Below are 22,672 nucleotides of genomic sequence, written 5' to 3'. Positions count from 1 at the left end.
GGCCGGATCGAAGACAGGTGGCGGGCATCGAGTGGAGCCACCACGCCCTCAGTCGACGAGGCGAACCCCCGGCCCTCAGGCCGGCATCACCACGACGTACCGCTGCGGCTCCTCGCCCTCGGACTCGCTCCGGAGCCCGGCGGCGGCCACGGCGTCGTGGACGATCTTGCGCTCGAACGGGGTCATCGGGTGCAGCGACTTCGGCTCCCCCCGCTCCTTGACCTGGCTGGCGATCTCGGTGCCGAGCTTGGTCAGCTCCGCCCGCCGACGCTCGCGGTAACCGGCCACGTCGAGCATCAGCCGCGAACGCTCCCCCGTCTGCCGGTGCACGGCCAGACGGGTCAGCTCCTGCAGCGCCTCCAGGACCTCTCCCGCGGGCCCGACCAGCTCAGTGCCCTTGAGCCCCACGACGGAGACCAGCGCGCGGTCGCCCTCGACGTCCATGTCGATGTCGCCGTCGATGTCGGCGATGTCGAGAAGGCCCTCGACGTAGTCGGCAGCGATCTCGCCCTCCTGCTCCAGCGCAGTGAGATCAGGAGCCTTCTCCTGCTCGGCCTCGGTCATGGCCGGCCTCTCCTTCGTGTTCAAGACTTCTTGCTGCCGGTGCGCTTGCTGCGGGACTGCCTGCTCGGCTGCTGCCTGATGATCTTAGGCTCCGGAGGGGGCGGAGGGGCCTGTTCTTCCGGAGTGGTCTTGCGAAGTTTCGCGAGCAGACCGGGCTTCTCCTCGACCGGGATCACGTTGCCCTTGGCGTCGTACTGCGGCATCGGGTGCCGGCTGTAGAACCAGTGCTGCTGACCGAGCGTCCACACGTTGGTGGTGACCCAGTACAGGATCAGACCGAGCGGGAAGTTCAGGCTGAAGAACGCGAACAGCGGCGAGATGTACATCAGGATCTTCTGCTGTTGCGCCATGGGGTTGTCCGGCATCTGGGCGATGGAGCGGGTGACGCTCTGCCGAACGGTGAGGAACGTGGTCAGCGAGCTGACCGCGACGAAGATCGCCAGGACCACCTTGGTCTGTACGACGCCCGCGTCGAAGCCCGCGATGTCCGCGGAGGACATGAAGAAGTTGGCGGGCAGCGGCGCGCCGAAGATGTGCGCGGACCGGGCGCTGTCGACCAGCTCCTTGGTCATGCCGTACTTGGCGTGACCGTTGGCCATGTTCTGCAGCACAGTGAACATGGAGATGAAGATGGGGAACTGGGCGACGACAGGGAGGCAGCCGCCGAGCGGGTTGGCGCCCGCGCCCTGGTAGAGCGCCATGACCTCCTGGTTCATGCGCTGCTTGTCGTTCTTGTAGCGCTTACGCAGTTCCTGAACCTTGGGGGCGAGCTCCTGCATCTTCCGCGACGAGCGCATCTGCTTCAGGAAGAGCGGGAAGATCAGGATCCGCATGAACACGGTAAGCGTGATGATCGTCAACGCCCAGGTCAGCCCGCTGTCCGGGTTGAGGACCGTGCTGTATGCAGTATGGATCCAGATGATGACTTGGGCTACGGCTTGGTACAGCCAGCTCAGCCAGGACAGCTCCACCGAGCTATCTCCCTTGCGTTTCGTGGGACCGGACCGGGCGTGGGGGCACCGGGTCTATACCTCCGGGATGGAATGGGTGGCACCGCCCGATGCGCCGGACAGTCAGCCATGTGCCGCGCAATGCTCCATGTACGGCAATCGCCTCGAGTCCGTAAGCACTACACGACGGATAGAACCGGCAGCGTGGACCGAGCAGCGGGCTGATGAACGCCCGATAGAACCGGATGGGGATGATGAGCACCCGAGCAGCGATGCTCGGTGCCACCCCTAGCGGTTGCTCCGTCATATTTGTCCACCCGTCGAGGACTCGCGCCGCCTGAGCAAACGATCCAGCGCGACGTCGAGTTCGGCGGCCAGTTGCTCGAATCGCGCGGACGCGGCCGGTGGGTTGGCGCGTACCACAAGCAGGCTACCTCGCGGCAGCCGGTCGAGACGGTCCCGCATCAGGTGTCGGAGCCGTCGTTTGACCTTGTTCCGGGTCACGGCGCCACCGACGGCCTTGCTCACCACGAAACCCACCAGAGGTTGGTCTTCCCCGGAAATGGTGAAATGCACCACGAGAGTCGGGCGACCGGCGCGCTTGCCGCGCCTGACCGCCGCCTCGAACTCCTCCCCGCGTCGCATGCGGGATTGACGGGACAGCACCGTATACGTCTAACGCCCGCCGGCGTGAACCGCCGGCGGGCTGTTGTCGCGCAGGGCGATCAGGCCGACAGCTTCTCGCGGCCCTTACGGCGACGAGAGGCGAGGATGGCGCGACCGGCCCGGGTGCGCATCCGCAGCCGGAAGCCGTGGGTCTTCGCGCGGCGACGGTTGTTCGGCTGGAAAGTACGCTTGCTCACGGGTGGGCTCCAGGCTTGATGGTGCGCCGCAGGGGCGCCTAACACACATGGGTGGCCTGCCAAAGAAGCGAGGGCACGCGAAATAGCCGTCGCGTGACAAGCCGACCGTCGTACGTTACGGGCCAAGCACCGCCCAGGTCAAACCGGACGGGTCATCCACTATTCCACAGGCCACTTTTCCACCGGTGGCCCCACGTCCACAGTATGTGCACCCTCGTGCCACTAGGCTGTGGACAACGTCTTGAACACAGCTGTGCACATAGATACTGTCGGCCCTTTCGGGCCCGCTCAACCCCTGTGGACAGCTTGTGGATCTCCTGTGGAGGGCGTGGGCGGGAAGCCCGGCCGCCACGTGTGGACGAAGGGGTCGCCGAGCATCGTGGGCGGCCGTGCCATGTGGATAAACGATCGCGGGGGGCCGCGAGAGGAAGGAGGGGGAGCCGCACCATGAACGGTGTCGACCTCGGCACGGTATGGGCGAGGGCCCTGGGCAACTTCCTCAACGAGAACGTGCCGATCCAGCAGCGCACCTGGCTGTCGATGGTGCGTCCGATCGCGCTGGCCAACGACACGATCGTGCTCGGCGTCCCCAACGACTTCCTCAAGGACCTCATCGAGGGCAAACTGCGCCCGCTGGTCGCGCACGCGCTGTCGCAGGAGCTCGGCCGGACCATGCGGCTGGCCGTGATGATCGACACGACGGCCCCCGAGCAGCCGGCCATTGACCCCCATCAACAGCCTGTGACTCAGAGTTATCCCCAAGGTGTGGAGAGTCAGCTGCGTTATGCACAGCCGGTGCAACCGCAGCACAACCAGGCTTCGGAGCCGCCGCAGTTCTATTCTCCACAGCCGGAGCCACCCCAGATATCCACCGAATATCCACAGCCGGGCTTCTCTTTTGAACAGGCGCAGCCGTACACACCGCCTGTGGAGAAGGCGCCGGAACCGGCGCCGAACCGGTGGGAGGCGAAGAGCAACAAGCCCAGCGAACCGGCCAGGCTCAATCAAAAGTACACATTTGAGACATTCGTCATCGGTGCCAGCAACCGGTTCGCCCATGCGGCGGCCGTGGCCGTGGCCGAGTCGCCGGCGAAGGCGTACAACCCTCTCTTCATCTATGGAGACTCGGGGCTGGGGAAGACGCACCTGCTGCACGCGATCGGGCATTACGCCCAAAGCCTGTACGACGGCGCGCGGGTCAGATACGTGAGCTCCGAGGAGTTCACCAACGACTTCATCAACAGCATCCGCGACCACAAGGCCGACGGGTTCCGCGGCCGCTACCGGGCGATCGACATCCTGCTCGTGGACGACATCCAGTTCCTGGAGGGCAAGGAGCAGACGCAGGAGGAGTTCTTCCACACCTTCAACACGCTGCACAACGCCAACAAGCAGATCGTCATCTCCAGCGACCGGGCGCCCAAGCAGCTCATCACGCTGGAGGACCGGCTGCGCAACCGGTTCGAGTGGGGCCTGATCACCGACGTCCAGCCGCCGGAGCTGGAGACCCGCATCGCCATCCTCAGGAAGAAGGCCATCCAGGAGGGCCTGGCCGCGCCGCCCGAGGTGCTCGAATACATCGCCAGCCGCATCTCCACCAACATCCGCGAGCTCGAGGGCGCGCTGATCAGGGTGACCGCGTTCGCCAGCCTCAACCGGCAGGGCGTCGACCTGCAGCTGGCCGAGGTGGTGCTCAAGGACCTGATCACCTCGGAGTCCGACACCGAGATCACGATCGCGGCCATCATGAGCGAGACCGCCCAATACTTCGGCATCAGCATCGACGACCTCTGCGGCACCTCGCGCAGCCGGGCGCTCGTCAACGCCCGGCAGATCGCCATGTATCTGGCGCGCGAGCTGACCGAGCTGTCGCTGCCCAAGATCGGCCAGCAGTTCGGCGGCCGCGACCACACCACCGTCATGCACGCCGAGCGCAAGATCCGGTCGCTCATCGCGGAGCGCAGGTCGATGTACAACCAGGTCAACGAGCTGACAATGCGGATCAAGCAGACACAGCGTGGATCTTGAAGTCATACACAGCCTGTGGAAAACACTGTGGACCAGCGCAAACGCGAAAAGACGGCCGACGTTCGCCCCACAATGCCGGGAAAAATCCGTCCACATTGGCTGGGGACAGTGCTGGGGACATCCTGGGGAGAACTTGGGGACTACCAGTGGACAACGTGTGGACGGACTGTGAACAGTCGATCTGGGGCTCCAAAAGCGCCCCTTTTACCCCGTGGACAACCTGTGGAAACCTCGTGGATAACCCCCGGTTGGCCGTGGATGAAGGCACCAAGATCTGGGGACGGCCTGTGGGCGAAGAATCTCCATCCCCAGGCGCGAGAGTTCTCCCCAGGCTTCACCCACATCCCCAGTGGATGAAAATAGGGCCGCTGACCAGCCAGGACGCCGGTTGTCCACAGTTCCCACAGCCCCTAGTGTGATGACCTCTTATCTCTCTAACTAAGAAACTCAAAGACCCATAGAGGGGTTCTCCCGGAGCGCGAGTCCGGGAGGGTGGATCCTTGAGATCCTTGAATCAACGACGAACCCAGGAGGCTGATGACCGTGATGTTCCGAATCGAGCGAGACGTCCTCGCTGAGGCGGTGGCATGGACGGCACGCAGCCTCCCGGCGCGTCCGTCGGTGCCCGTACTCGCCGGCATGCGCCTGGAGGTCACGGAGGAGCAGCGGCTCAAGCTGTCCGGCTTCGACTACGAGGTCTCCGCCGAGGTGACGCTCGAGCTCCACACCGGCGAGCCCGGCGTCGTCCTGGTCTCGGGCAAGCTGCTCGCCGAGATCACGCGCGCGCTTCCCGCACAGCCTGTGGATTTCGTGGTGGAAGGCGCCAAGGCGGTCGTCACGTGCGGCAGCGCGCGATTCACACTCCTCACCATGCCTGTGGAGGACTACCCCTCCCTCCCGGCCATGCCGCCGGCCGCGGGCCGGGTCGGGAGCGACGTGTTCGCCTCGGCCGTGGGCCAGGTCGCCGTCGCCGCGGGCCGGGACGACACGCTGCCGATGCTCACGGGCGTACGCATGGAGATCGAGGGCGACACGGTGACCCTCGCCGCGACCGACCGCTACCGCCTGGCCGTACGCGAGCTGAAGTGGCAGCCGGGCCAGCCCGACTTCGCCGCCATCGCGATGATCCCCGGCAAGACGCTCGCCGACACGGCCAAGGCCCTGGGCGCGACCGGTGCCGAGGTGGAGGTCGCGCTCAGCTCGGCCGGCGGCACCGGCGAGGGCATGATCGGCTTCTCCAGCGCCGGACGGCGTACGACGACCCGCCTGCTCGACCCCGAGTTCCCCAAATACCGCTCGCTGCTGCCCACCGAGTTCTCCGCCCGCGCCGACTTGTCCACAGGCCCGTTCGTCGAGGCGGTCAAGCGCGTGGCCCTGGTCGCCGAGCGCAACACCCCGGTACGTCTGGCGTTCAGGAGCGGCGAGGTCGTCCTGGAGGCCGGCAGCGGCGACGAGGCGCAGGCCGTGGAGGCGCTGCCGGTGGACTACGAGGGCGAGGAGATGAACATCGCCTTCAACCACCAGTTCCTGCTGGAAGGGCTGGGGGCGATCGACTCCGACGTCGCGCGGCTGCAGATGACCACATCGACGAAGCCCGCTATCCTCACCGGTGGCAAGCCTGTGGAGGACGGAGCCGTTACCGACTACCGTTACCTGATCATGCCCATCCGCCTGTCAGGCTGAACCTGTCATCGGGGATGATGGAAGTCTGACAAGGGGGTAGGAGACATGCAGATCGGCATGGTCGGACTCGGCAAGATGGGCGGCAACATGGCCGAGCGCCTGCGCCGCGGCGGTCACGACGTCGTCGGTTACGACCGCGATCCCGCCATCAGCGACGTGGGCAGCCTGAAGGAGCTCGTGGAGCGCCTGGAGGCGCCGCGCGCGATCTGGGTCATGGTGCCCGCCGGCAAGCCCACCCAGACCACCGTCGACGACCTCGGTGAGCTGCTCGACGAGGGCGACATCGTCGTCGACGGCGGCAACTCCCACTACGTCGACGACCAGAAGCACGCCGCCGAGCTGTCCACGAAGGGCATCGGTTTCGTCGACTGCGGCGTCAGCGGCGGCGTCTGGGGCCTGAAGAACGGCTACGCGCTCATGTGCGGCGGCGACAAGGCCAACGTCGACCGGCTCATGCCGATCTTCGAGACGCTCAAGCCCGAGGGCGAGGACGGCTTCGTCCACGCGGGCGAGGTCGGTGCCGGCCACTTCGCGAAGATGGTCCACAACGGCATCGAATACGGCATGATGCAGGCGTTCGCGGAGGGTTGGGAGCTGCTCGAGGCCTCCGACGTCGTCAAGGACGTCAAGGGCTCGTTCAGCAGCTGGCGCACCGGCACCGTGATCCGTTCCTGGCTGCTCGACCTGATGGTGCGGGCGCTGGACGACGACGAGCACCTCGAACAGCTCCGCGGTTACGCACAGGACTCCGGCGAGGGCCGGTGGACGGTCCAGGCGGCCGTGGACCACGCGGTCCCGCTGCCGGTCATCACCGCCGCGCTCTACGCGAGGTTCGCCTCCCGCCAGGACGACTCCCCGGCGATGAAGGTCGTGGCGGCGCTGCGCAACCAGTTCGGCGGCCACGCCATCACCTCGGCGGAGGGCAGCACCGGCAAGGGCGCCGACGCGCCCGGCGCTGACGTGACACCGCCGCGCGAGATCGATCGCTAACGGTTTTCCACAGGAACGCATGCCGGTGACCCCGGTGACCCGCGGGGCCCACTAACCTTCGTGGGGTGCATGTCGCCCACCTCTCGCTGACCGACTTCCGGTCCTACGCGTCCGTGGAGCTCGGCCTGGAGCCGGGCGTCACGGCGTTCGTGGGGCCCAACGGCCAGGGCAAGACCAACCTGGTCGAGGCCCTCGGCTATGTCGCGACGCACTCCAGCCACCGGGTGGCGAGCGACGCGCCGCTCGTGCGGCAGGGGGCCGCGCGGGCGATCGTGCGCTGCGCCGTCCAGAGGGACGACCGGCGGGCGCTGATCGAGCTGGAGATCAACCCGGGCCGGGCCAACCGCGCCCGGCTCAACCGCTCCCCCGTGCCCAGGGCCCGCGACGTCGTCGGCCTGCTGCGCACGGTGCTGTTCGCCCCCGAGGACCTGTCGCTGTCCAAGGGCGACCCGTCCGAGCGCCGCCGCTTCCTCGACGACCTGCTGGTGGCCAGGACCCCCAGGTTCGCCGGCGTGCGCGCCGACTACGACCGGGTGCTCAAGCAGCGCGGCGCCCTGCTGCGCACGGCCGCGCAGGCCCGCAGGGGCGCCAGGAGCCCCCGGCGGCAGGAGAGCGACAGCGGGTTCGCCTCGGCGGGCGCTGGAGACGTGCTGAGCACCCTGGAGGTGTGGGACGCCCACCTCGCCCGGCACGGCGCCGAGTTGTTGCGGGCGCGGCTGGAGCTCATCGAGGCGCTGCGCCCGCTGGTGGCCGGGGCCTATGCCGCGCTGGCCCCGGCGAGCGCTCCCGCGACGCTGGCCTACCGCAGCACGTTGTCCACAGGTGGGGATGCGGCTGAGGGTGAATCGGAGGGCGAAGTCCCCGGTGAGCGGGGATCTTTCGATACACAGACGTTATCCACAGACTTGGGGAAAACCCTTGAAGAACGTCTGCGGGAGCGGCTATTGGAGGTCCGCCCGGCGGAGCTCGAACGAGGCGTGACGCTCGTCGGGCCGCACCGCGACGACCTGATCCTCGGGCTCGGCGATCTGCCCGCCCGGGGCTACGCCAGCCATGGGGAGTCGTGGTCGTTCGCGCTGGCGCTGCGGCTGGCCGCCTACGACCTGCTGCGGGCCGACGGAGGTGATCCCGTGCTGATCCTCGACGACGTGTTCGCCGAGCTCGACAGCCAGCGCAGGCGGCGGCTGGCCGAGATCGTCGCGCCGGCCGAGCAGGTGCTGATCACGGCGGCCGTGCCGGACGACGTGCCGCAGGAGCTGGCCGGGGGCAGGTTCGACGTCGCGGAGGGGAGCGTGACCCGTGTCCGGTGACGACGTGAACGGTTCGTCGAGCGCGCGTCCTGGGTCCGGTGACGGTCAGGCGGGTTCCGCGCGTACCGGGCGTGGCGAGGGGCAGGCGGGTTCCGCGCGTACCGGGCGTGGCGAGGGGCAGGCGGGTTCCGCGCGTACCGGGCGTGGCGAGGGCCGGGGCGGGGAGAACGCGACGGCCAAGGGCGTGGCCATGGCCAGGGAGAAGCTCGCGCAGGCCAAGGCCGACGCGGCCAAGCGCGGCCAGCTCCCCCGGCGCGAGCCCAGGCGCAAGAGCAGGGGGCCGAGCCGGGAGGGCGGCGATCCCCAGCTTTTCGGACGCGCGATCGCCGACCTGCTGGCCGATCGCGGCTGGGAGCGGTCGGCGGCGGTCGGCGCGGTGTTCGGGCGCTGGATCGACATCGTCGGCCCTGACCTGGCCGCCCACACCAAGCCCGAGTCGTTCGACGACGGCGAGGTGCTGGTGGTGGCCGATTCGACGGCGTGGGCGACGCAGGTGCGGCTGCTCGCGCGCACCCTCGTACGCAGGCTGAACGAGGAGCTCGGCGACGGAACGGTCAAGAAAGTCAAGGTCAGAGGCCCGCAGAACGCTCCGCGTCCATCTGGTGGATTGCGGGTGACCGGAAGCCGAGGCCCCGGCGACACCTATGGATAGCAGCGTCCAGCTGCTGCCCGCAGCAGGCACTTCCAGTGCCACGGTTAGGCGCCGAGGGGCGATCAGACAGCCGCAGACGCGAGAAGCCCCCTTTCCGGAGGGGGGATGCTTGCCTGGGGGCAAAACGAGCTAGAGGGCATCACAGGCGCGTTCATTGCCACTTTGGCCCTCCGGAAGCGGTAGAATGAAAAAGGATTCCGGACACGTCCGCTTGCGTGTCACCCCGGCAGCAAGCCGACTCCCCTGGGTGACCGCGCATCGGGGCACTCACGACGGTGACGGGCACGGCAGGGGCAGCTTTTGCAATCGATCGCCTCCCCCGCCGCGTGTCCGCGGCAGGAGGATTTCGCAGTTGTCCTACGACGCTAGCTCAATCACCGTACTCGAGGGGCTTGAGGCGGTTCGCAAGCGCCCGGGTATGTATATCGGCTCCACTGGTGAGCGCGGCCTGCACCACCTCGTCCAGGAGATCGTGGACAACGCGGTGGACGAGGCCCTGGCCGGTTATGCCAGCAGGATCGACATCACGTTGCTCGCCGACAACGGCGTTCGCGTGATCGACGACGGGCGCGGCATCCCCACCGGCATCCACCCGGTGGAGAAGCGCTCCGCCGTCGAGGTCGTGCTGACCACGCTGCACGCGGGTGGCAAGTTCGACAGCCAGTCCTACGCGGTCTCCGGCGGTCTGCACGGCGTCGGCTCGGCCGTCGTCAACGCGCTGTCCACCGCCATGGAGGTGGAGGTCAAGCAGAACGGCCACTACTGGCGCCAGCGCTATGAGATGTCCAAGCCCACGGCCCCCCTGGCCAAGGGCGAGGAGACCGACGAGACCGGCACCACGATCACGTTCTGGCCCGACCCCGACGTCTTCGAGACCACGACGTGGAACTACGAGACGCTCTCGCGCCGCTTCCAGGAGATGGCCTTCCTCAACAAGGGCCTGACGATCACGCTCACCGACGAGCGTCCCGACCACATCAACGGTGAGTCGCACACCGTCACCTACCACTACGAGGGCGGCCTGGCCGACTTCGTGCAGCACCTCAACGCCAAGAAGGAGCCGGCGCACGCGTCGATCATCTCCTTCGAGGAGGAGGGCGACGGGCTCGCGGTCGACATCGCGATGCAGTGGAACAACTCCTACTCGGAGTCGGTCTACAGCTTCGCCAACGTTATCAACACCGCGGAGGGCGGCACCCACGAGGAGGGCTTCCGCGCGGCGCTGACGTCGATCGTCAATCGCTACGCGCGCGAGCAGAAGTTCCTCAAGGAGGGCAAGGACGACAACCTCTCCGGTGAGGACGTCCGCGAGGGGCTGACCGCGATCATCTCGGTCAAGCTCTCCGACCCGCAGTTCGAGGGCCAGACCAAGACCAAGCTCGGCAACACCGAGGCCAAGTCGTTCGTGCAGAAGGCCTGCAACGACCACCTGCGCGACTGGTTCGAGCGAAACCCCGGCGAGGCCAAGGACATCATCTACAAGTCCCTCCAGGCCTCCCGCGCCCGCATCGCGGCCCGCCAGGCCCGCGACCTGACCAGGCGCAAGTCGCTGCTGGAGTCGGGCAGCGGGTTGCCGGGCAAGCTGGCCGACTGCCAGTGGAACGACCCCGAGAAGTGCGAGCTGTTCATCGTCGAGGGCGACTCGGCCGGCGGCTCGGCCAAGGGCGGCCGCGACTCGCGCTTCCAGGCGATCCTGCCCATCCGCGGCAAGATCCTCAACGTCGAGAAGGCGCGGATCGACAAGGTCCTCAAGAACAACGAGGTCCAGGCGCTGATCACGGCTCTGGGCACCGGCGTGCACGACGAGTTCGACATCGCCAAGCTGCGCTACCACAAGGTCATCCTCATGGCCGACGCCGACGTCGACGGGCAGCACATCAACACGCTGCTGCTGACGCTGCTGTTCAGGTTCATGAGGCCGCTGATCGAGGCCGGTCACGTCTACCTGTCGTGCCCGCCGCTGTACAAGATCAAGTGGGACCGCAAGGGCGAGGACGCCTCCTACGCCTACTCCGACAGCGAGCGCGACGCGGTCATCGCGGAGGGCATGGCCAACGGCAAGCAGGACCCGCGGCCGCGGGACAACGTACAACGCTTCAAGGGTCTGGGCGAGATGAACGCGGGCCAGCTCTGGGAGACCACGATGAACCCGGCGACCCGGCTGCTGCGCCTCGTCACGCTCGACGACGCGGCGCAGGCCGACGACCTGTTCAGCGTGCTGATGGGAGAGGACGTCGAGGCGCGGCGAGACTTCATCATCCGTAATGCCCGCGACGTGCGCTTCCTCGATGTTTAGCCACTAGAAGGACCTTTACCTGTGACGGACGTGAACACCACTCCCCCGGCTGACCGCATCGAGCCTGTGGACATCCAGTCCGAGATGCAGCGCAGTTACATGGACTACGCGATGTCCGTCATCGTGTCCAGGGCGCTGCCGGACGTGCGCGACGGCCTCAAGCCGGTGCACCGCCGGGTGCTCTACGCGATGTACGACGGTGGCTACCGTCCCGACCGCGGCTACTTCAAGTGCGCCCGCGTGGTCGGCGACGTGATGGGCACCTACCACCCACACGGCGACACCTCGATCTACGACGCGCTGGTCCGCCTGGCGCAGTCGTGGTCGCTGCGATACCCGCTGGTCGACGGGCAGGGCAACTTCGGCTCGCCAGGCAACGACCCGGCGGCGGCGATGCGCTACACCGAGTGCAAGCTCGCGCCCATCGCCATGGAGATGCTGCGGGACATCGACAAGGACACCGTCGACTTCCGCCCCAACTACGACGGCAAGTCGCAGGAGCCCGACGTCCTGCCGTCCCGTTTCCCGCAACTGCTGGTCAACGGCTCCGGCGGCATCGCCGTCGGCATGGCCACCAACATCCCGCCGCACAACCTGCGCGAGGTCGCGGCCGCGGTCAAGTGGGCGCTGGAAAACCCCGAGGCCGGCGACGAGGACCTGCTCGAAGCCTCCATCAGGCTGGTCAAGGGGCCCGACTTCCCGACCAAGGCGCTGATCGTGGGCCGGCGCGGGATCGAGGACGCCTACCGCACCGGGCGCGGCTCGATCACCATGCGGGCCGTGGTCGAGGTCGAGGAGGAGAAGGGGCGGCAGGCCCTGGTCGTCACCGAGCTGCCGTACCAGGTCAACCCCGACAACCTCGCCCTGAAGATCGCCGAGCTGGTCCGCGAGGGCAAGCTCACCGGCATCGCGGACGTACGTGACGAGAGCTCCTCGCGGGTGGGGCAGCGCCTGGTCATCGTGCTCAAGCGCGACGCCGTCGCCAAGGTCGTGCTCAACAACCTGTACAAGCACACCCAGCTCCAGGACACCTTCGGCGCCAACATGCTGGCGCTGGTGGACGGCGTGCCGCGGACGCTGCGGCTCGACCAGTTCATCCGGCACTACGTGGCGCACCAGATCGAGGTCATCGTCCGCCGGACGCGCTACCTGCTGCGCAAGGCCGAGGAGCGGGCGCACATCCTGCGCGGCCTGCTGAAGGCCCTGGAGCGGCTCGACGAGGTCATCGCCCTCATCCGGGCCTCGGAGTCCGCCTCGCACGCCCAGCAGGGCCTCATGGCGCTGCTGGAGATCGACGAGGTGCAGGCGCAGGCCATCCTCGACATGCAGCTGCGCAAGCTGGCCGCCCTGGAGCGGCAGTCCATCCAGGACGAGTACGACTCGCTGATGACGCAGATCGCCGAGTACAACTCGATCCTGGCCAGCGAGTCCCGCCAGCGGGAGATCATCAACGACGAGCTCGCCGAGGTCGTCGGCCGCTACGGCGACGAGCGCAAGACCGAGATCATCGCCTACGACGGCGACATGTCGATCGAAGACCTCATCGCCGAGGAAGAGATCGTCGTCACGATCACCCGGGGCGGCTACGCCAAGCGCACCAGGACCGACCTCTACCGGGCGCAGAAGCGCGGTGGCAAGGGCGTACGCGGTGCGCAGCTGCGCCAGGACGACATCGTCGACCACTTCTTCGTCACCACGACGCACCACTGGCTGCTGTTCTTCACGAACAAGGGCCGCGTCTACCGGGTCAAGGCATATGAGCTGCCCGACGCCGGTCGCGACGCCCGCGGCATGCATCTGGCGAACCTTCTCGCCATGCAGCCCGACGAAACAGTCATGGAGGTTCTCGACCTACGCGACTACAACGTCGCCCCCTACCTCGTCCTCGCCACCCGCAGCGGGCTGGTGAAGAAGACGCGCCTGGCCGAGTACGACTCCCCCAGGTCCGGCGGTCTGATCGCGATCAACCTGCGGGATGACGACGAGGTCATCGGAGCCCGCCTGGTCTCCGAATCCGACGATCTGCTGCTCGTCTCCAGAGGAGCGCAGTCGATCAGGTTCACCGCCTCCGACGAGGCACTTCGTCCCATGGGACGGGCGACCAGCGGTGTTATCGGCATGAGGTTCCTCGAAGGTGACGAACTTCTCGCCATGAATCGGATCGCCGACGGTCAAGATGTGCTTATCGCCACTAAGGCTGGGTACGCAAAACGGACGCCAGTGGAGCAGTATCCAGTTCAAGGACGTGGCGGTAGAGGCGTGCTTACTGCGAAAATCGTATCTTCCCGTGGCAAGCTGGTCGGAGCCGTCATGGTCAACCCAGAGGACGAGGTCTTCGCGATCACGTCTGCCGGCGGGGTGATCCGGACGAGTGCCGGCGAGATCAAGCAGTCCGGCCGCCAGACCATGGGAGTGCGATTGATGAATCTCGCTGAAGGCGACAGCGTGGTGGCCCTCGCCCGGAATGCGGAGTCGATGGAGACTTCGGTGGAGAGTGAGGAAGACGGGGGAGGAGAGTAGTTCATGAGCGCCCAGGGTGGCACCGCCAGGACAAAGGCGGCTTCGGGTAACGGACAGCAGCCGAAGAAGCCCACAGAACCCGAGATCTTCGACGCGGTCGACGAAGGTAAGGACACCTCGCCCGCACAGGGCAGGCCCAGGCCCGGCAAGGAGGACCACAAGCCTTCGCCGCCGCAGCAGGCGGGCCCGCCCGGTGCGGGCCCGGGTCCCGGCCCTGTCTCCGGTCCTGTTTCCGGCCCCGGCCCGTCCGGGCCGGGCGCGCCGCCTGCCCCGCCGCAGGGCGGGCAGCAGCCGGAGGGCAACGACACGGTACGCATCCGTCCGTCGCTGGCCACCGAGGCCCCGCCGGCCCTCGAGCTGTCCTCCAAGAAGAAGTCCTCGAACTCCGGCGGGGGCAGGCTCCCCCGCAAGGCCCACCTGGTCCTGCGCCGCGTCGAGCCGTGGTCGGCCATGAAGTTCAGCTTCGTGGTCTCCCTGGTCTGTTTCGTGGTGCTGTTCGTGGCGGTCGCCGTGCTGTACGGCGTGCTGTCGGCCCTGGGCGTGTTCGACTCGGTCGTCGACCTGGTCAACCAGCTCGGCCAGGGCGAGCAGGGGCAGAGCTCGATCCCGATCGACATCGCCTCCTGGTTCGAGCCGGTACGCATCCTCGGCTACACGGCGCTGATCGGGGCCGTGAATGTCGTACTGATCACTGCGCTTTCCACGTTGGGGGCGGTCATCTACAACATCGCCTCTGACCTGGTGGGCGGCGTTGAGGTGACCTTCAGCGAGGCCGAGTAGGCCCGGATGCTCGCGCCGTGCCTTCGGTTGGCACGGCGCGAGCAGCCTGCCGGACGCGGTAAGCTTTTCCTCGTCCGAACAACTGGTTCGCCTCCGTCCGACGGATGCGATAACGTTCGGTGCGCGGGGCTATAGCTCAGACGGTTAGAGCGCTTCCCTGATAAGGAAGAGGTCCCAGGTTCAAGTCCTGGTAGCCCCACAGAGTTTTCCAGTTCAGAGGCCGTTTCCCGGAGATCGGGAGATGGCCTTTTGCTTGTTTGCCACCAATTTGCCGCCAAGATCGTTTGGCATTGCCGGGGCTTGGATCAGTCGACAGGGTCCTCGACCGGTGGCGCGTTCGGTCGAAGCAACGCGCCCTACCTCCCGTCGATCAACGGCAAGAAGACGACCTTCAGCGTCTCCGTTTGCGTCACCCACCGCGTCTGAGAGCCGCCATTCGGGCCGCGTCACTCTTTGATGTTCGCCTTCGATCGGTACCTGTCCGGTCTACGTGGGCGGGCCCTGGCCGTGGAACTCGGGCGTCACGTTTCTGGGCGACGAGCTCGTAGGACCGGTTGGTGGCGGTGGGGTTGACGTTTCAGTGGTCCCCTGGATGCGCGCGCGGGCCCGCTGCTGGACTTCAGGGCGGTTGAATCGTCCGGTCACCCACGCGAACGCGGCATCCAGGCCCGGCCTGCAGACGAGCGGCGCTGAGATGTTCTACCTGGCCAACGCGGCCATCGCTTGATCTTCGGATCCATCACAGTGGTGATCCACCTCGGCCGCCACATCGCGTCGCGGCCGAGGGTGTGTCAGTCGGCCAGCGCGAAGCCCGCCGCTGCCTCCGCGTGCAGCCGGGCGCTCGGCAGCAGCGGGATGGCGGTGTCCTTCTCGCTGATCAGGAGCTCGATCTCCGTGCAGCCGAGGATGACGCCTTCGGCGCCGTCGGCTGCCAGATCGGCGACTATCCGGGCGTACGTGTCCCTGGACGATTCCCGGATCACCCCACGTACCAGCTCGTCGAAGATCACGCGATGGACGAGATCGCGCTGCTCACGCCGCGGGACGACCACGTCGAAGCCGTGGGCGGCCAGCCGGTCCCGGTAGAAGGGCTGCTCCATGGTGAAGGTCGTGCCCAGCAGGCCGACCTTGCGCATGCCCCTGGCGCGTACCTCGGCGCCCACGGCGTCGGCGATGTGCAGCACGGGTACGGTCGCCGCCCGCGCCACGTCGTCGCTCACCCGGCTGAAGGTGTTGCTGCAGACGAGCAGGACCTCGGCGCCGAGATCCTCCAGTTTCCGGCCCGCACCGGTCAGCAACGTGCTCACCTCGTCCCAGCGGTCGGCGAAGATGAGGTCCTCGACGGTCGTGTAGTCGACCGACCAGATGAGGCTGTTGGCGGAATGGCTGCAGCCGAGTCGCTCGCGTACCCGCTGGTTGATGATCTGGTAGTAGATCACCGTCGATTCCCAGCTCAACCCGCCGATGAGACCGATCGTGCGCATGGAACTCCGTTTCGCTAGCTTGTGCCGGCCGGCCGGTGCCGGCCGCGGTGAGGGTGCCGCCACTGGTCCGGTCGAGGTCGAGGTCGAGGTCGAGGCCGCGCAGGGCGGGCACCTCGGCGATGCCCCAACGGTCAGGCGACGGCCAGCGCACGGGCGCAGGCACTGAGTCCGATCTCGCTGGAGGCCTTGACGAGCACCACGTCTCCCAGTTCGAGAAGCGCGGTGGCCAGCCTGATGGCTTCGGGTACGTCCTCGACGGTGTGGACGGTCACGCCCTGGTCCGACGACTTCGCCGCCTCCGCCATCGCGAGCGGATCCCCTGCTCCGACCGCGATCAGCACGTCGAAGCGGAGGTCGGCGACGAGCCGGCCGATCTCCGCGTGCCGGGCGCGGGAGGCGTCCGCCTGCTGCCCCATCGCGCCGAGCACGGCGACGGTACGACGGGTGCCGGCCAGGGCCTTGGCCGCCCGCAGGCCGGCCCGCATGGACTCGGGGTTGGCGTTGTAGGCGTCGTTGACGATGGTGATGCCGTCGGGTCGTTCGACGATCTCCAGCCGGCCGGCGGAGCGCCGCTGTGCGGCGTTCAGCCCATCGGCGATGTCGGCGGCGCCCAGACCGAGCGCGGTGGCGACGGCGGCGGCGGCCAGGGCGTTGCTCACCTGGTGCTCGCCTATGAGGTCGAGCTCGACCGGGGCGCGGCCGGACGGCGTCACCAGCTCGAACGCGGTTCGCGCCCGATCGTCCATCCGCACGGCTTCGGCCCGCACCTGTGCCTCCGACGACCTGCCGTACAACAGGATCGGGGCCTTGGTGCGGCCGGCCATGCCCATGACGTACGGGTCGTCGGCGTTGAGCAGTGCGAACCCGTCGGCCGGAAGCGCCTCGACCAGCTCGCCTTTGGCCTCGGCCACGTCGGCCAGCCCGGCACCCATACGCTCCACGTGCGCGGTGCCGACATTGAGCACCAGCCCGATCTGGGGCGGTGCGAGCCCGGTCAGATACGTCAGATCGCCCTTCCGGCCCGCGCCCATCTCCAGCACCAGGTATCGGGTGGTGGCATCGGCACGTAGCACGGTGAGCGGCAGCCCGAGCTCGTTGTTGAACGACTTGTCGGTGGCGACCGTCGCGGCGTGCCGTTCGAGCACCTGGGCCAGCAGGTCCTTGGTCGTGGTCTTGCCCACGGAGCCGGTCAGGCCGATCACGGTCGGGTTGATGTGTTCGAGCAGGTGCCTGGCCAGCAGACCGATCGCGAGCTCGACGTCCTCGACCACGAGTGCGGGCACGCCGACGGGCCTCGATGCCAGCACGGCGACGGCGCCGCTCGCGACGGCACCGGCCGCGTAGTCGTGGCCGTCAACGCGGGCGCCGACCGTCGCGACGAACAGCCCGCCAGGCACCACCTCGCGGGAGTCGACCGCCGAGGGCGCCGTCACCAGCGCCTGCGGTTCGCGTACGTCGTGCAGGCTCGCGCCGACAACCTGCGCGATCGTGTTCAGCGTCATGGGGATCACGAGCCGCTCCTGGCGAACGCGAGGTCGATGAGGCGGCGCAGCAGGTCCGGGTACGGGACGCCGCTTTCGGCCCAGGCCCTGGCGTAGACGGACCGGGAGGTGAAACCGGGCATGGTGTTGATCTCCAGCACGTACAGGCGGCCCGTGTCCTCCTCGTAGAGGAAGTCGACGCGGGCCAGGCCGTAGCCATCGATCGCCCGGAAGGCACGCAGGGCCAGCTCACGCACGTCCTCGGCCACCCGTTCCGGCAGCACGGCGGGGATGGTGGCGATCTCGGCCTGGCTGAGGTACTTGGCCTCGTAGTCGAGCCAGTCGCCGGGCACGAGGAGCTCGCCGGGCACCGAAGCATCGGGCGTGTCGTAGTCGCCGAGCACGCCGCAGATGACCTCGCGCGCGGTCACGCCCTGCTCGACGACGACCACCCGGTCGTAGGTGAGCGCCAGATCCACACCCACGCGCAGTTCCTCCATGGAGGTGACGCGTGAGATGCCGATGGAGGAGCCCATGTTGGCCGGTTTGACGTACATCGGCCAGTCGAGCGACTTCACCAGACCCCAGTGGTCGGTGGTGGTGCGCCATTGGTGCTCGGTGAACCACACGTGCGGGGTGACGGGAATGTCCTCCGCCAGGAACGTGCGCCGCATCGCGACCTTGTTCATGGCCACGGCGGAGGCCATGACGCCGCAGCCCACGTACGGGATGCCCAGCGTCTCCAGGTGACCCTGGACGACGCCGTCCTCGCCGAACGGTCCGTGCAGCACGGGGAAGACCACGTCCGCCAGATCGCGTCGCAGCTCCACCGGCCACCTGCCCTGCCGGTCGATGATGACGGGGACGGGCTCGTACAGCTCCCTCGGCAGAGCGTCGAGCACAGCCTGCGCCGACTGCAGCGACACCTCATGCTCGGCGGACGGCCCACCCGCCAGCACAGCCACGCGCACGCGTTCGGTCACGATCAATCAGCCTTCCTCAGCGGGACGGAGACGGCCGGACCCGGCGCTTGCGAACAGGCGCCGGTCAGCCCATTCACTGTCGGCCGACCGTGTCCCCGCCTCGTCCGCGCCGTGTCATGGTTGTGTCACGGTCGCGCCGACCGCCGTCATCCCCGCTGGACGGCTCGACAGCGATCTCCTCGGTCCCGCGCAGCCGGTAGCGCAGGATCGCACGGTGGATGCACCGGCTTGCCGCGGTGAGCGTTTGATGTCGTCCGTGTTTGTCGAGGAGCTGTCGTGGCGCTGGCGCCGGGCGGCTTGGGCCGTTCTGCGGCGGCGCGGTCAGGTGTCGAACGGGACGGATCGCTCGTGGGCAGGTTGCCGATCTGGCCGGCGGACTGCGTGGTCTCCGGGGCTGCCCTGGCGCTGTCGGCCCAGGGGCCTCGTTGGCTCCCGAGGGCAGCGGCCAGGCCAGGGGGTGCAGCTGTTTTCCTCTGGTGTGTGTTCGATTGAGGAGGAGGAGAGCCGCCCCTGTAGGCCTGTGGCGCAGACCAGGCGATCACGTGCCGACGAGGGATGTCGTGGCACATCTCGTACGGGACACTGTTCGGGTGATTCGTCGACTTCCGGCAGTCCTGATCCTCGTTCTGCTGATGCTGCTGACCGCCAACTGCACTGTCGTCGACAGCGCTTTCGGCACCCTCACCATCACCTGGTCCAGCCAGTCCATGGAGCCGACGATCAAACAAGGCACGAAGGTGTCGGCGCGGCGCACCGAGGGCGGCTACACACCGCGCCGCGGGGACATCATCGTCTATCGAGCCCCCGAGGACTGGACCGCCCACCGCGCCGGCGGCACTTACCTCTCCCGGGTCATCGGCGTGCCAGGTGACAGAGCGGCATGTTGCGATAACCCCTCAGCGGCGCTTCAGGTGAACGGCGTACTCGTGAAGGAGCCGTTCATTACGCGTGGGGCAGCATCGGCGAGGTGGTTCGACATCACGGTGCCACCAGATCGCATCTGGGTCATGAGTGACAACCGCGATATCGCCCTCGATTCTCGTGCCGAGATGGACAAGGCCGGCGGCGGCACCATCGAGCGTTCGGCCGTTCTCGCCGTGGTGGAAGACGAGGACACACACCACGTCCCGTAAATCGCGCACCCCGGTAGATCATCGTTCGGCTACCTTCGTCAGGTTGCGGTCCATCCCGCGTCCGGGCGGCCCGCTGCTCCCGAGTGCCGGTGCGTGGCGGTCCTGGGCCGATTAAGGGTTGGCTGCGTGCGGTTGATGCCCGGTACTGTGCCGATCGTGGCTTGTCGTATTTCTGAACTGATAATCCCTTGCCGGGATCCGCAACGGCTGGCGGCGTTCTGGTGCGAGGTGCTGGGCTTCGTCGTGCTCGACACCGAGGACGACGGCGCGGTGGAGATCGGGCCACGGGAAGGGTTCGGCGGACTGCAGCCGACTCTGGTCTTCAGTCCCACTGCCGAGCCCAGGGCGGGCAGTCTGCGGCTGCACTTCGACGTCAATGCCACCGATCGCGATCAGGACGCCGAACTCGAACGCCTCCTCAAGCTCGGGGCGCGCCCGGCCGACGTCGGCCAGACCGGCGAGGAGTCCTGGCACGTCCTGGCCGACCCCGAGGGCAACGAATTCTGCCTTCTGCGAGCCCGCCTGAGCTGAGCATCGGCTCGCACCGGCAAACGACCCCTATGTGAGGACTTCGCGCGCATGACGCCGCCTGCTCTTTAGACCTGACACCTTCCCTGCGCATCGGTCGCCGACGACGCCGTCGGCTCTGTTTTCCGTGCTCTTCGTCAGGTCTTCAGAGAGATCATGTCTTCACATCCTCATATCGTGCTGCCCTGGGCGGTGCGGCGCACCCGCCTGCCTCTGATCGCCCTCCGGTGCGTGGCCTGCCCTTCCGGCCGCGCCACCATCGGCAACGGCAGGTTCCGCGTCAACGCCAACGGCAAACTGCTCGACGTCTGGCTCCTGGTCAACTGCGTTTCCTGTGGCCGGACCAGCAAGCTCACCGTCCACGATCGCGTCCCCGTCCGCTCACTGCCCGCTGACCTGCTGGCCGGTTACTCGGCCAACTCGCCTTCCCTCGTCGTGGACACCCTCCTCGACCCGTTGATCGCCCGGCGCAACCGGTTCGCGCTCGATTGGGACGGGTGCTGGGAACTCGACGCACCTCCCGTTCCCGAGGGTCCGTGGCCCCTTCGGATCACGGTCACCTTCCACGATCCCGTGCCGGTCCGTCCGGAACGGCTCATCGCTCATGGGCTGGGCATCAGCCGTCATGAGATCACTCGCAGGGTCAAGATCGATATCCCGCTGAACCGCAGGACGAAACTGGGCTTCTCCTTCGTCCTGGTGTAGTCGGTCCGCCAGAAGGTACGGCAAGCCCTGCGACGTCTATCCGTTTCAGGCCAGGACGGTGACCGGGTCGCCGAGTCGTAGTTCGCCTCGGCCTCGGGGGACCAGGCGGATGCCGAACCAGGTCTTGCCGTCCCAGCGGCGGTGGCGGGCGAGGGTGCGCAGGGGTTCCTTGCCCTTCTGGAAGGTGACCGGGTCGTAGGTGGTGGCGGCGCAGCGGTCGCAGTGTTCCGAGACGCGGAAGGCGACCGGGCCGATGCGGATCTCGCGCCAGCTGTCCTCGGCGTACGGGGGTGCGCCGTCGATCACGAGGTTGGGGCGGAATCTGGCCATGTCCAGGGGGGCGGGCGGGTCGTCCTGGCGTTCCATGGCGCCTTCGAGGATCCAGTCGTCCAGGTGGCGCAGTGAGGAGCGGGAGGTGAGCAGGATGGGGGCGTCCCCGGCGAGGCTGACGACTTCGCCGGGCAGGCCGCCGTGGGACGCCGGGACGGCGCAGCGGTTGGGGTCGTCGAGCCAGACCAGGCGCGCCGGTTTGCCGAGCAGCCGGGTGAACCAGGCGTGCGCGTCGGGGTCCGCGAGCACAACGCTGTCCACTTCGGCGAACCCCACGGGAACGCTTTCCCCGGTGGCCGGGGGGACCTTCAGCTGGGGCAGCCCCGGCGCGTCGAGCAGCAGCCCGTCCTCGTCCGTGACACTGGCGACGACGGACAGCAGCCGGGGGTTCTCCCCGAGCCAGTGAATATCGCCCTGCTCGTCCACGACGGCCCAGCGGCGGTCCTCCGCCAGCCCCCAAGGCTCCACGACCGCCGAATCCACCACCCACCCCGAAACCGACTTCACCGGATATTTCCGGATCTCAGCTAGCTCCATCCCGACACCGTACGTCCGAGAGAGCCCTTTCACGAGTGGGTTGGCAGCTGCCCGGGCGCACCGTCCGGAGGCCGCCTGTGCATATGTCGACCGTCTCGAACGGATGAGCTCCGGTCTTCTCGCGGCGACGTTGCTGCCGGAGCGGGTTCCGCGCGGGCGCCGTCCGAGTCGTGGCCTGAAAGGTTCATGGAGCCGCTGCGTGTCCTTCCGGTGTTCGGCCCCGCCGTTCTATTCCGGTGGATCTCCGCCGACCGCATGGAGCGCATCGATGTACCCGCCGCCGACGTCGAACCGGGTGATGTCCTTCGTCTTGTTCGTGCGGCACGTGAGCGCCCAGTCCGCCGCTGGGCCGATCTCCTGGAGACGCAGTCGCTTCTTCCGGGAAATCCCGCGGGCACGACCGATGTAGCAGACATGGGGGTCGATCTTCTCGATGTAGACCCCTAGAAGAGGAAACGCTGTGGTCAGGGTTTCGATCAGGCCCTTGGTGGAGTCGAGATCGATGTCTGGCAGAGGCCGGCACTGCTCCCCGCGAAGGGCGATGGCAAGGTGGGCCGTCATCGCGCCCTTCCAGCCCGAGCGCGATGCGCGCTCGATGTCGCGGAGGCGGATGGCCGCGTGGCCGTCGAGACGGAGTTCGTCGGTGACGGTGTGCAGCAGCACCCACTTGCGGCCGATGCCCGCCACGTAAGCATCGAGTCGATCCGCACCGTCGATCTCACGGCGGACTCTCACGGGCTCACCGGAACTTCTTGCCCCCTTCAGGTCCTTGAGCGCCGTTCCCTTGGCCATGATCCCGGATCATCCCAGTCTGGGTGCCTGATGCTCATCCGGTTTTCTGAGGGCAAGGCCGCT

Annotated in this window: 21 protein-coding genes and 1 tRNA gene; 12 read left to right on the top strand and 10 right to left on the bottom strand. The window is 67.6% G+C overall.

Going from position 1 to position 22,672, the window contains the following annotated elements:
* Positions 1-75 precede the first annotated feature (75 nt).
* From ACBJ59_RS13200 to rpmH, 5 genes are read right to left on the bottom strand one after another with little or no spacing between them, the layout of a single operon-like run.
* A complete protein-coding gene (locus ACBJ59_RS13200) occupies positions 76-564 on the bottom strand; it encodes a R3H domain-containing nucleic acid-binding protein (protein WP_364111584.1) in 489 nt (162 codons plus the stop codon).
* 20 nt (positions 565-584) lie between these two features.
* Positions 585-1,535, bottom strand: coding sequence for a membrane protein insertase YidC (gene yidC / locus ACBJ59_RS13195; protein ID WP_375110438.1), 951 nt, complete (start codon positions 1,533-1,535; stop codon positions 585-587).
* A 4-nt stretch (positions 1,536-1,539) separates the two neighbouring features.
* Positions 1,540-1,821 carry a membrane protein insertion efficiency factor YidD gene (gene yidD / locus ACBJ59_RS13190; protein ID WP_375110437.1) on the bottom strand — a complete coding sequence of 94 codons (282 nt, stop codon included), beginning with the start codon at positions 1,819-1,821 and terminating at the stop codon, positions 1,540-1,542.
* Positions 1,818-2,180: a ribonuclease P protein component gene (gene rnpA, locus ACBJ59_RS13185; RefSeq protein WP_364111578.1), complete on the bottom strand. Its 363-nt coding sequence runs from the start codon at positions 2,178-2,180 to the stop codon at positions 1,818-1,820. Before rnpA ends, yidD begins: the two co-directional genes overlap by 4 nt.
* A gap of 59 nt (positions 2,181-2,239) precedes the next feature.
* Positions 2,240-2,377: a 50S ribosomal protein L34 gene (gene rpmH / locus ACBJ59_RS13180; RefSeq protein ID WP_020547366.1), complete on the bottom strand. Its 138-nt coding sequence runs from the start codon at positions 2,375-2,377 to the stop codon at positions 2,240-2,242.
* Positions 2,378-2,824: 447 nt separating this feature from the next.
* Here rpmH and dnaA point away from each other — a divergent pair, with 447 nt between their 5' ends.
* From dnaA to ACBJ59_RS13135, 9 genes are all read left to right on the top strand, one after another.
* Positions 2,825-4,405, top strand: a complete 1,581-nt coding sequence (gene dnaA, locus ACBJ59_RS13175; protein WP_375110436.1) for a chromosomal replication initiator protein DnaA — start codon at positions 2,825-2,827, stop codon at positions 4,403-4,405.
* A 543-nt stretch (positions 4,406-4,948) separates the two neighbouring features.
* Entirely contained in the window at positions 4,949-6,088 is a 1,140-nt protein-coding gene (gene dnaN / locus ACBJ59_RS13170; RefSeq protein WP_364111874.1) for a DNA polymerase III subunit beta, read from the top strand.
* A gap of 45 nt (positions 6,089-6,133) precedes the next feature.
* Positions 6,134-7,078, top strand: coding sequence for a phosphogluconate dehydrogenase (NAD(+)-dependent, decarboxylating) (gnd, locus tag ACBJ59_RS13165; protein WP_375110435.1), 945 nt, complete (start codon positions 6,134-6,136; stop codon positions 7,076-7,078).
* A 65-nt stretch (positions 7,079-7,143) separates the two neighbouring features.
* The gene (gene recF / locus ACBJ59_RS13160) at positions 7,144-8,388 is read left to right on the top strand and encodes a DNA replication/repair protein RecF (RefSeq protein ID WP_375110434.1); all 1,245 of its coding nucleotides are present in this window, start codon (positions 7,144-7,146) and stop codon (positions 8,386-8,388) included.
* Complete coding sequence (locus ACBJ59_RS13155) at positions 8,378-9,040, top strand: DUF721 domain-containing protein (protein ID WP_375110433.1); 663 nt, start codon at positions 8,378-8,380, stop codon at positions 9,038-9,040. The genes recF and ACBJ59_RS13155 overlap by 11 nt, the downstream gene beginning before the upstream one ends.
* 373 nt (positions 9,041-9,413) lie before the next feature.
* Positions 9,414-11,336 carry a DNA topoisomerase (ATP-hydrolyzing) subunit B gene (gyrB, locus tag ACBJ59_RS13150; RefSeq protein ID WP_375110932.1) on the top strand — a complete coding sequence of 641 codons (1,923 nt, stop codon included), beginning with the start codon at positions 9,414-9,416 and terminating at the stop codon, positions 11,334-11,336.
* 21 nt (positions 11,337-11,357) lie between these two features.
* A complete protein-coding gene (gyrA, locus tag ACBJ59_RS13145) occupies positions 11,358-13,856 on the top strand; it encodes a DNA gyrase subunit A (RefSeq protein WP_375110432.1) in 2,499 nt (832 codons plus the stop codon).
* Positions 13,857-13,859: 3 nt separating this feature from the next.
* Entirely contained in the window at positions 13,860-14,636 is a 777-nt protein-coding gene (locus ACBJ59_RS13140; protein ID WP_375110431.1) for a DUF3566 domain-containing protein, read from the top strand.
* 125 nt (positions 14,637-14,761) lie between these two features.
* Positions 14,762-14,835: transfer RNA gene (locus ACBJ59_RS13135), tRNA-Ile, on the top strand.
* Between the two features lie 592 nt (positions 14,836-15,427).
* Here the strand turns inward: ACBJ59_RS13135 and ACBJ59_RS13130 are convergent.
* The 3 genes from ACBJ59_RS13130 to ACBJ59_RS13120 all read right to left on the bottom strand — a co-directional run bounded on the left by ACBJ59_RS13130 (position 15,428) and on the right by ACBJ59_RS13120 (position 18,584).
* Positions 15,428-16,120, bottom strand: a complete 693-nt coding sequence (locus ACBJ59_RS13130; RefSeq protein ID WP_375110430.1) for an aspartate/glutamate racemase family protein — start codon at positions 16,118-16,120, stop codon at positions 15,428-15,430.
* A 131-nt stretch (positions 16,121-16,251) separates the two neighbouring features.
* On the bottom strand, positions 16,252-17,622 hold the full coding sequence (murF, locus tag ACBJ59_RS13125; protein WP_375110931.1) for a UDP-N-acetylmuramoyl-tripeptide--D-alanyl-D-alanine ligase: 1,371 nt from the start codon (positions 17,620-17,622) through the stop codon (positions 16,252-16,254).
* Between the two features lie 5 nt (positions 17,623-17,627).
* Entirely contained in the window at positions 17,628-18,584 is a 957-nt protein-coding gene (locus ACBJ59_RS13120) for a D-alanine--D-alanine ligase family protein (protein WP_375110429.1), read from the bottom strand.
* A 590-nt stretch (positions 18,585-19,174) separates the two neighbouring features.
* On the opposite strand from ACBJ59_RS13120, the gene lepB reads away from it, so the two are divergent.
* From lepB to ACBJ59_RS13105, 3 genes are all read left to right on the top strand, one after another.
* Positions 19,175-19,717 (top strand): signal peptidase I, encoded by a 543-nt coding sequence (gene lepB / locus ACBJ59_RS13115; protein WP_375110428.1) that lies wholly within the window; start codon positions 19,175-19,177, stop codon positions 19,715-19,717.
* A gap of 156 nt (positions 19,718-19,873) precedes the next feature.
* Positions 19,874-20,248 carry a VOC family protein gene (locus ACBJ59_RS13110; protein ID WP_375110930.1) on the top strand — a complete coding sequence of 125 codons (375 nt, stop codon included), beginning with the start codon at positions 19,874-19,876 and terminating at the stop codon, positions 20,246-20,248.
* Positions 20,249-20,422: 174 nt separating this feature from the next.
* Positions 20,423-20,950: a DUF1062 domain-containing protein gene (locus ACBJ59_RS13105; RefSeq protein WP_375110427.1), complete on the top strand. Its 528-nt coding sequence runs from the start codon at positions 20,423-20,425 to the stop codon at positions 20,948-20,950.
* 45 nt (positions 20,951-20,995) lie between these two features.
* Here the strand turns inward: ACBJ59_RS13105 and ACBJ59_RS13100 are convergent, their stop codons facing one another.
* Both ACBJ59_RS13100 and ACBJ59_RS13095 read right to left on the bottom strand, forming a co-directional pair.
* Complete coding sequence (locus ACBJ59_RS13100) at positions 20,996-21,817, bottom strand: MOSC domain-containing protein (RefSeq protein ID WP_375110426.1); 822 nt, start codon at positions 21,815-21,817, stop codon at positions 20,996-20,998.
* Positions 21,818-22,045: 228 nt separating this feature from the next.
* A complete protein-coding gene (locus ACBJ59_RS13095) occupies positions 22,046-22,609 on the bottom strand; it encodes a hypothetical protein (RefSeq protein WP_375110425.1) in 564 nt (187 codons plus the stop codon).
* Between the last annotated feature and the right edge of the window lie 63 nt (positions 22,610-22,672).

Source organism: Nonomuraea sp. MTCD27, assembly GCF_041950495.1.
Taxonomy (GTDB): domain Bacteria; phylum Actinomycetota; class Actinomycetes; order Streptosporangiales; family Streptosporangiaceae; genus Nonomuraea.
Note: the sequence above shows the minus strand (reverse complement) of the source record. Positions and strands in the feature narration are given on the sequence as shown.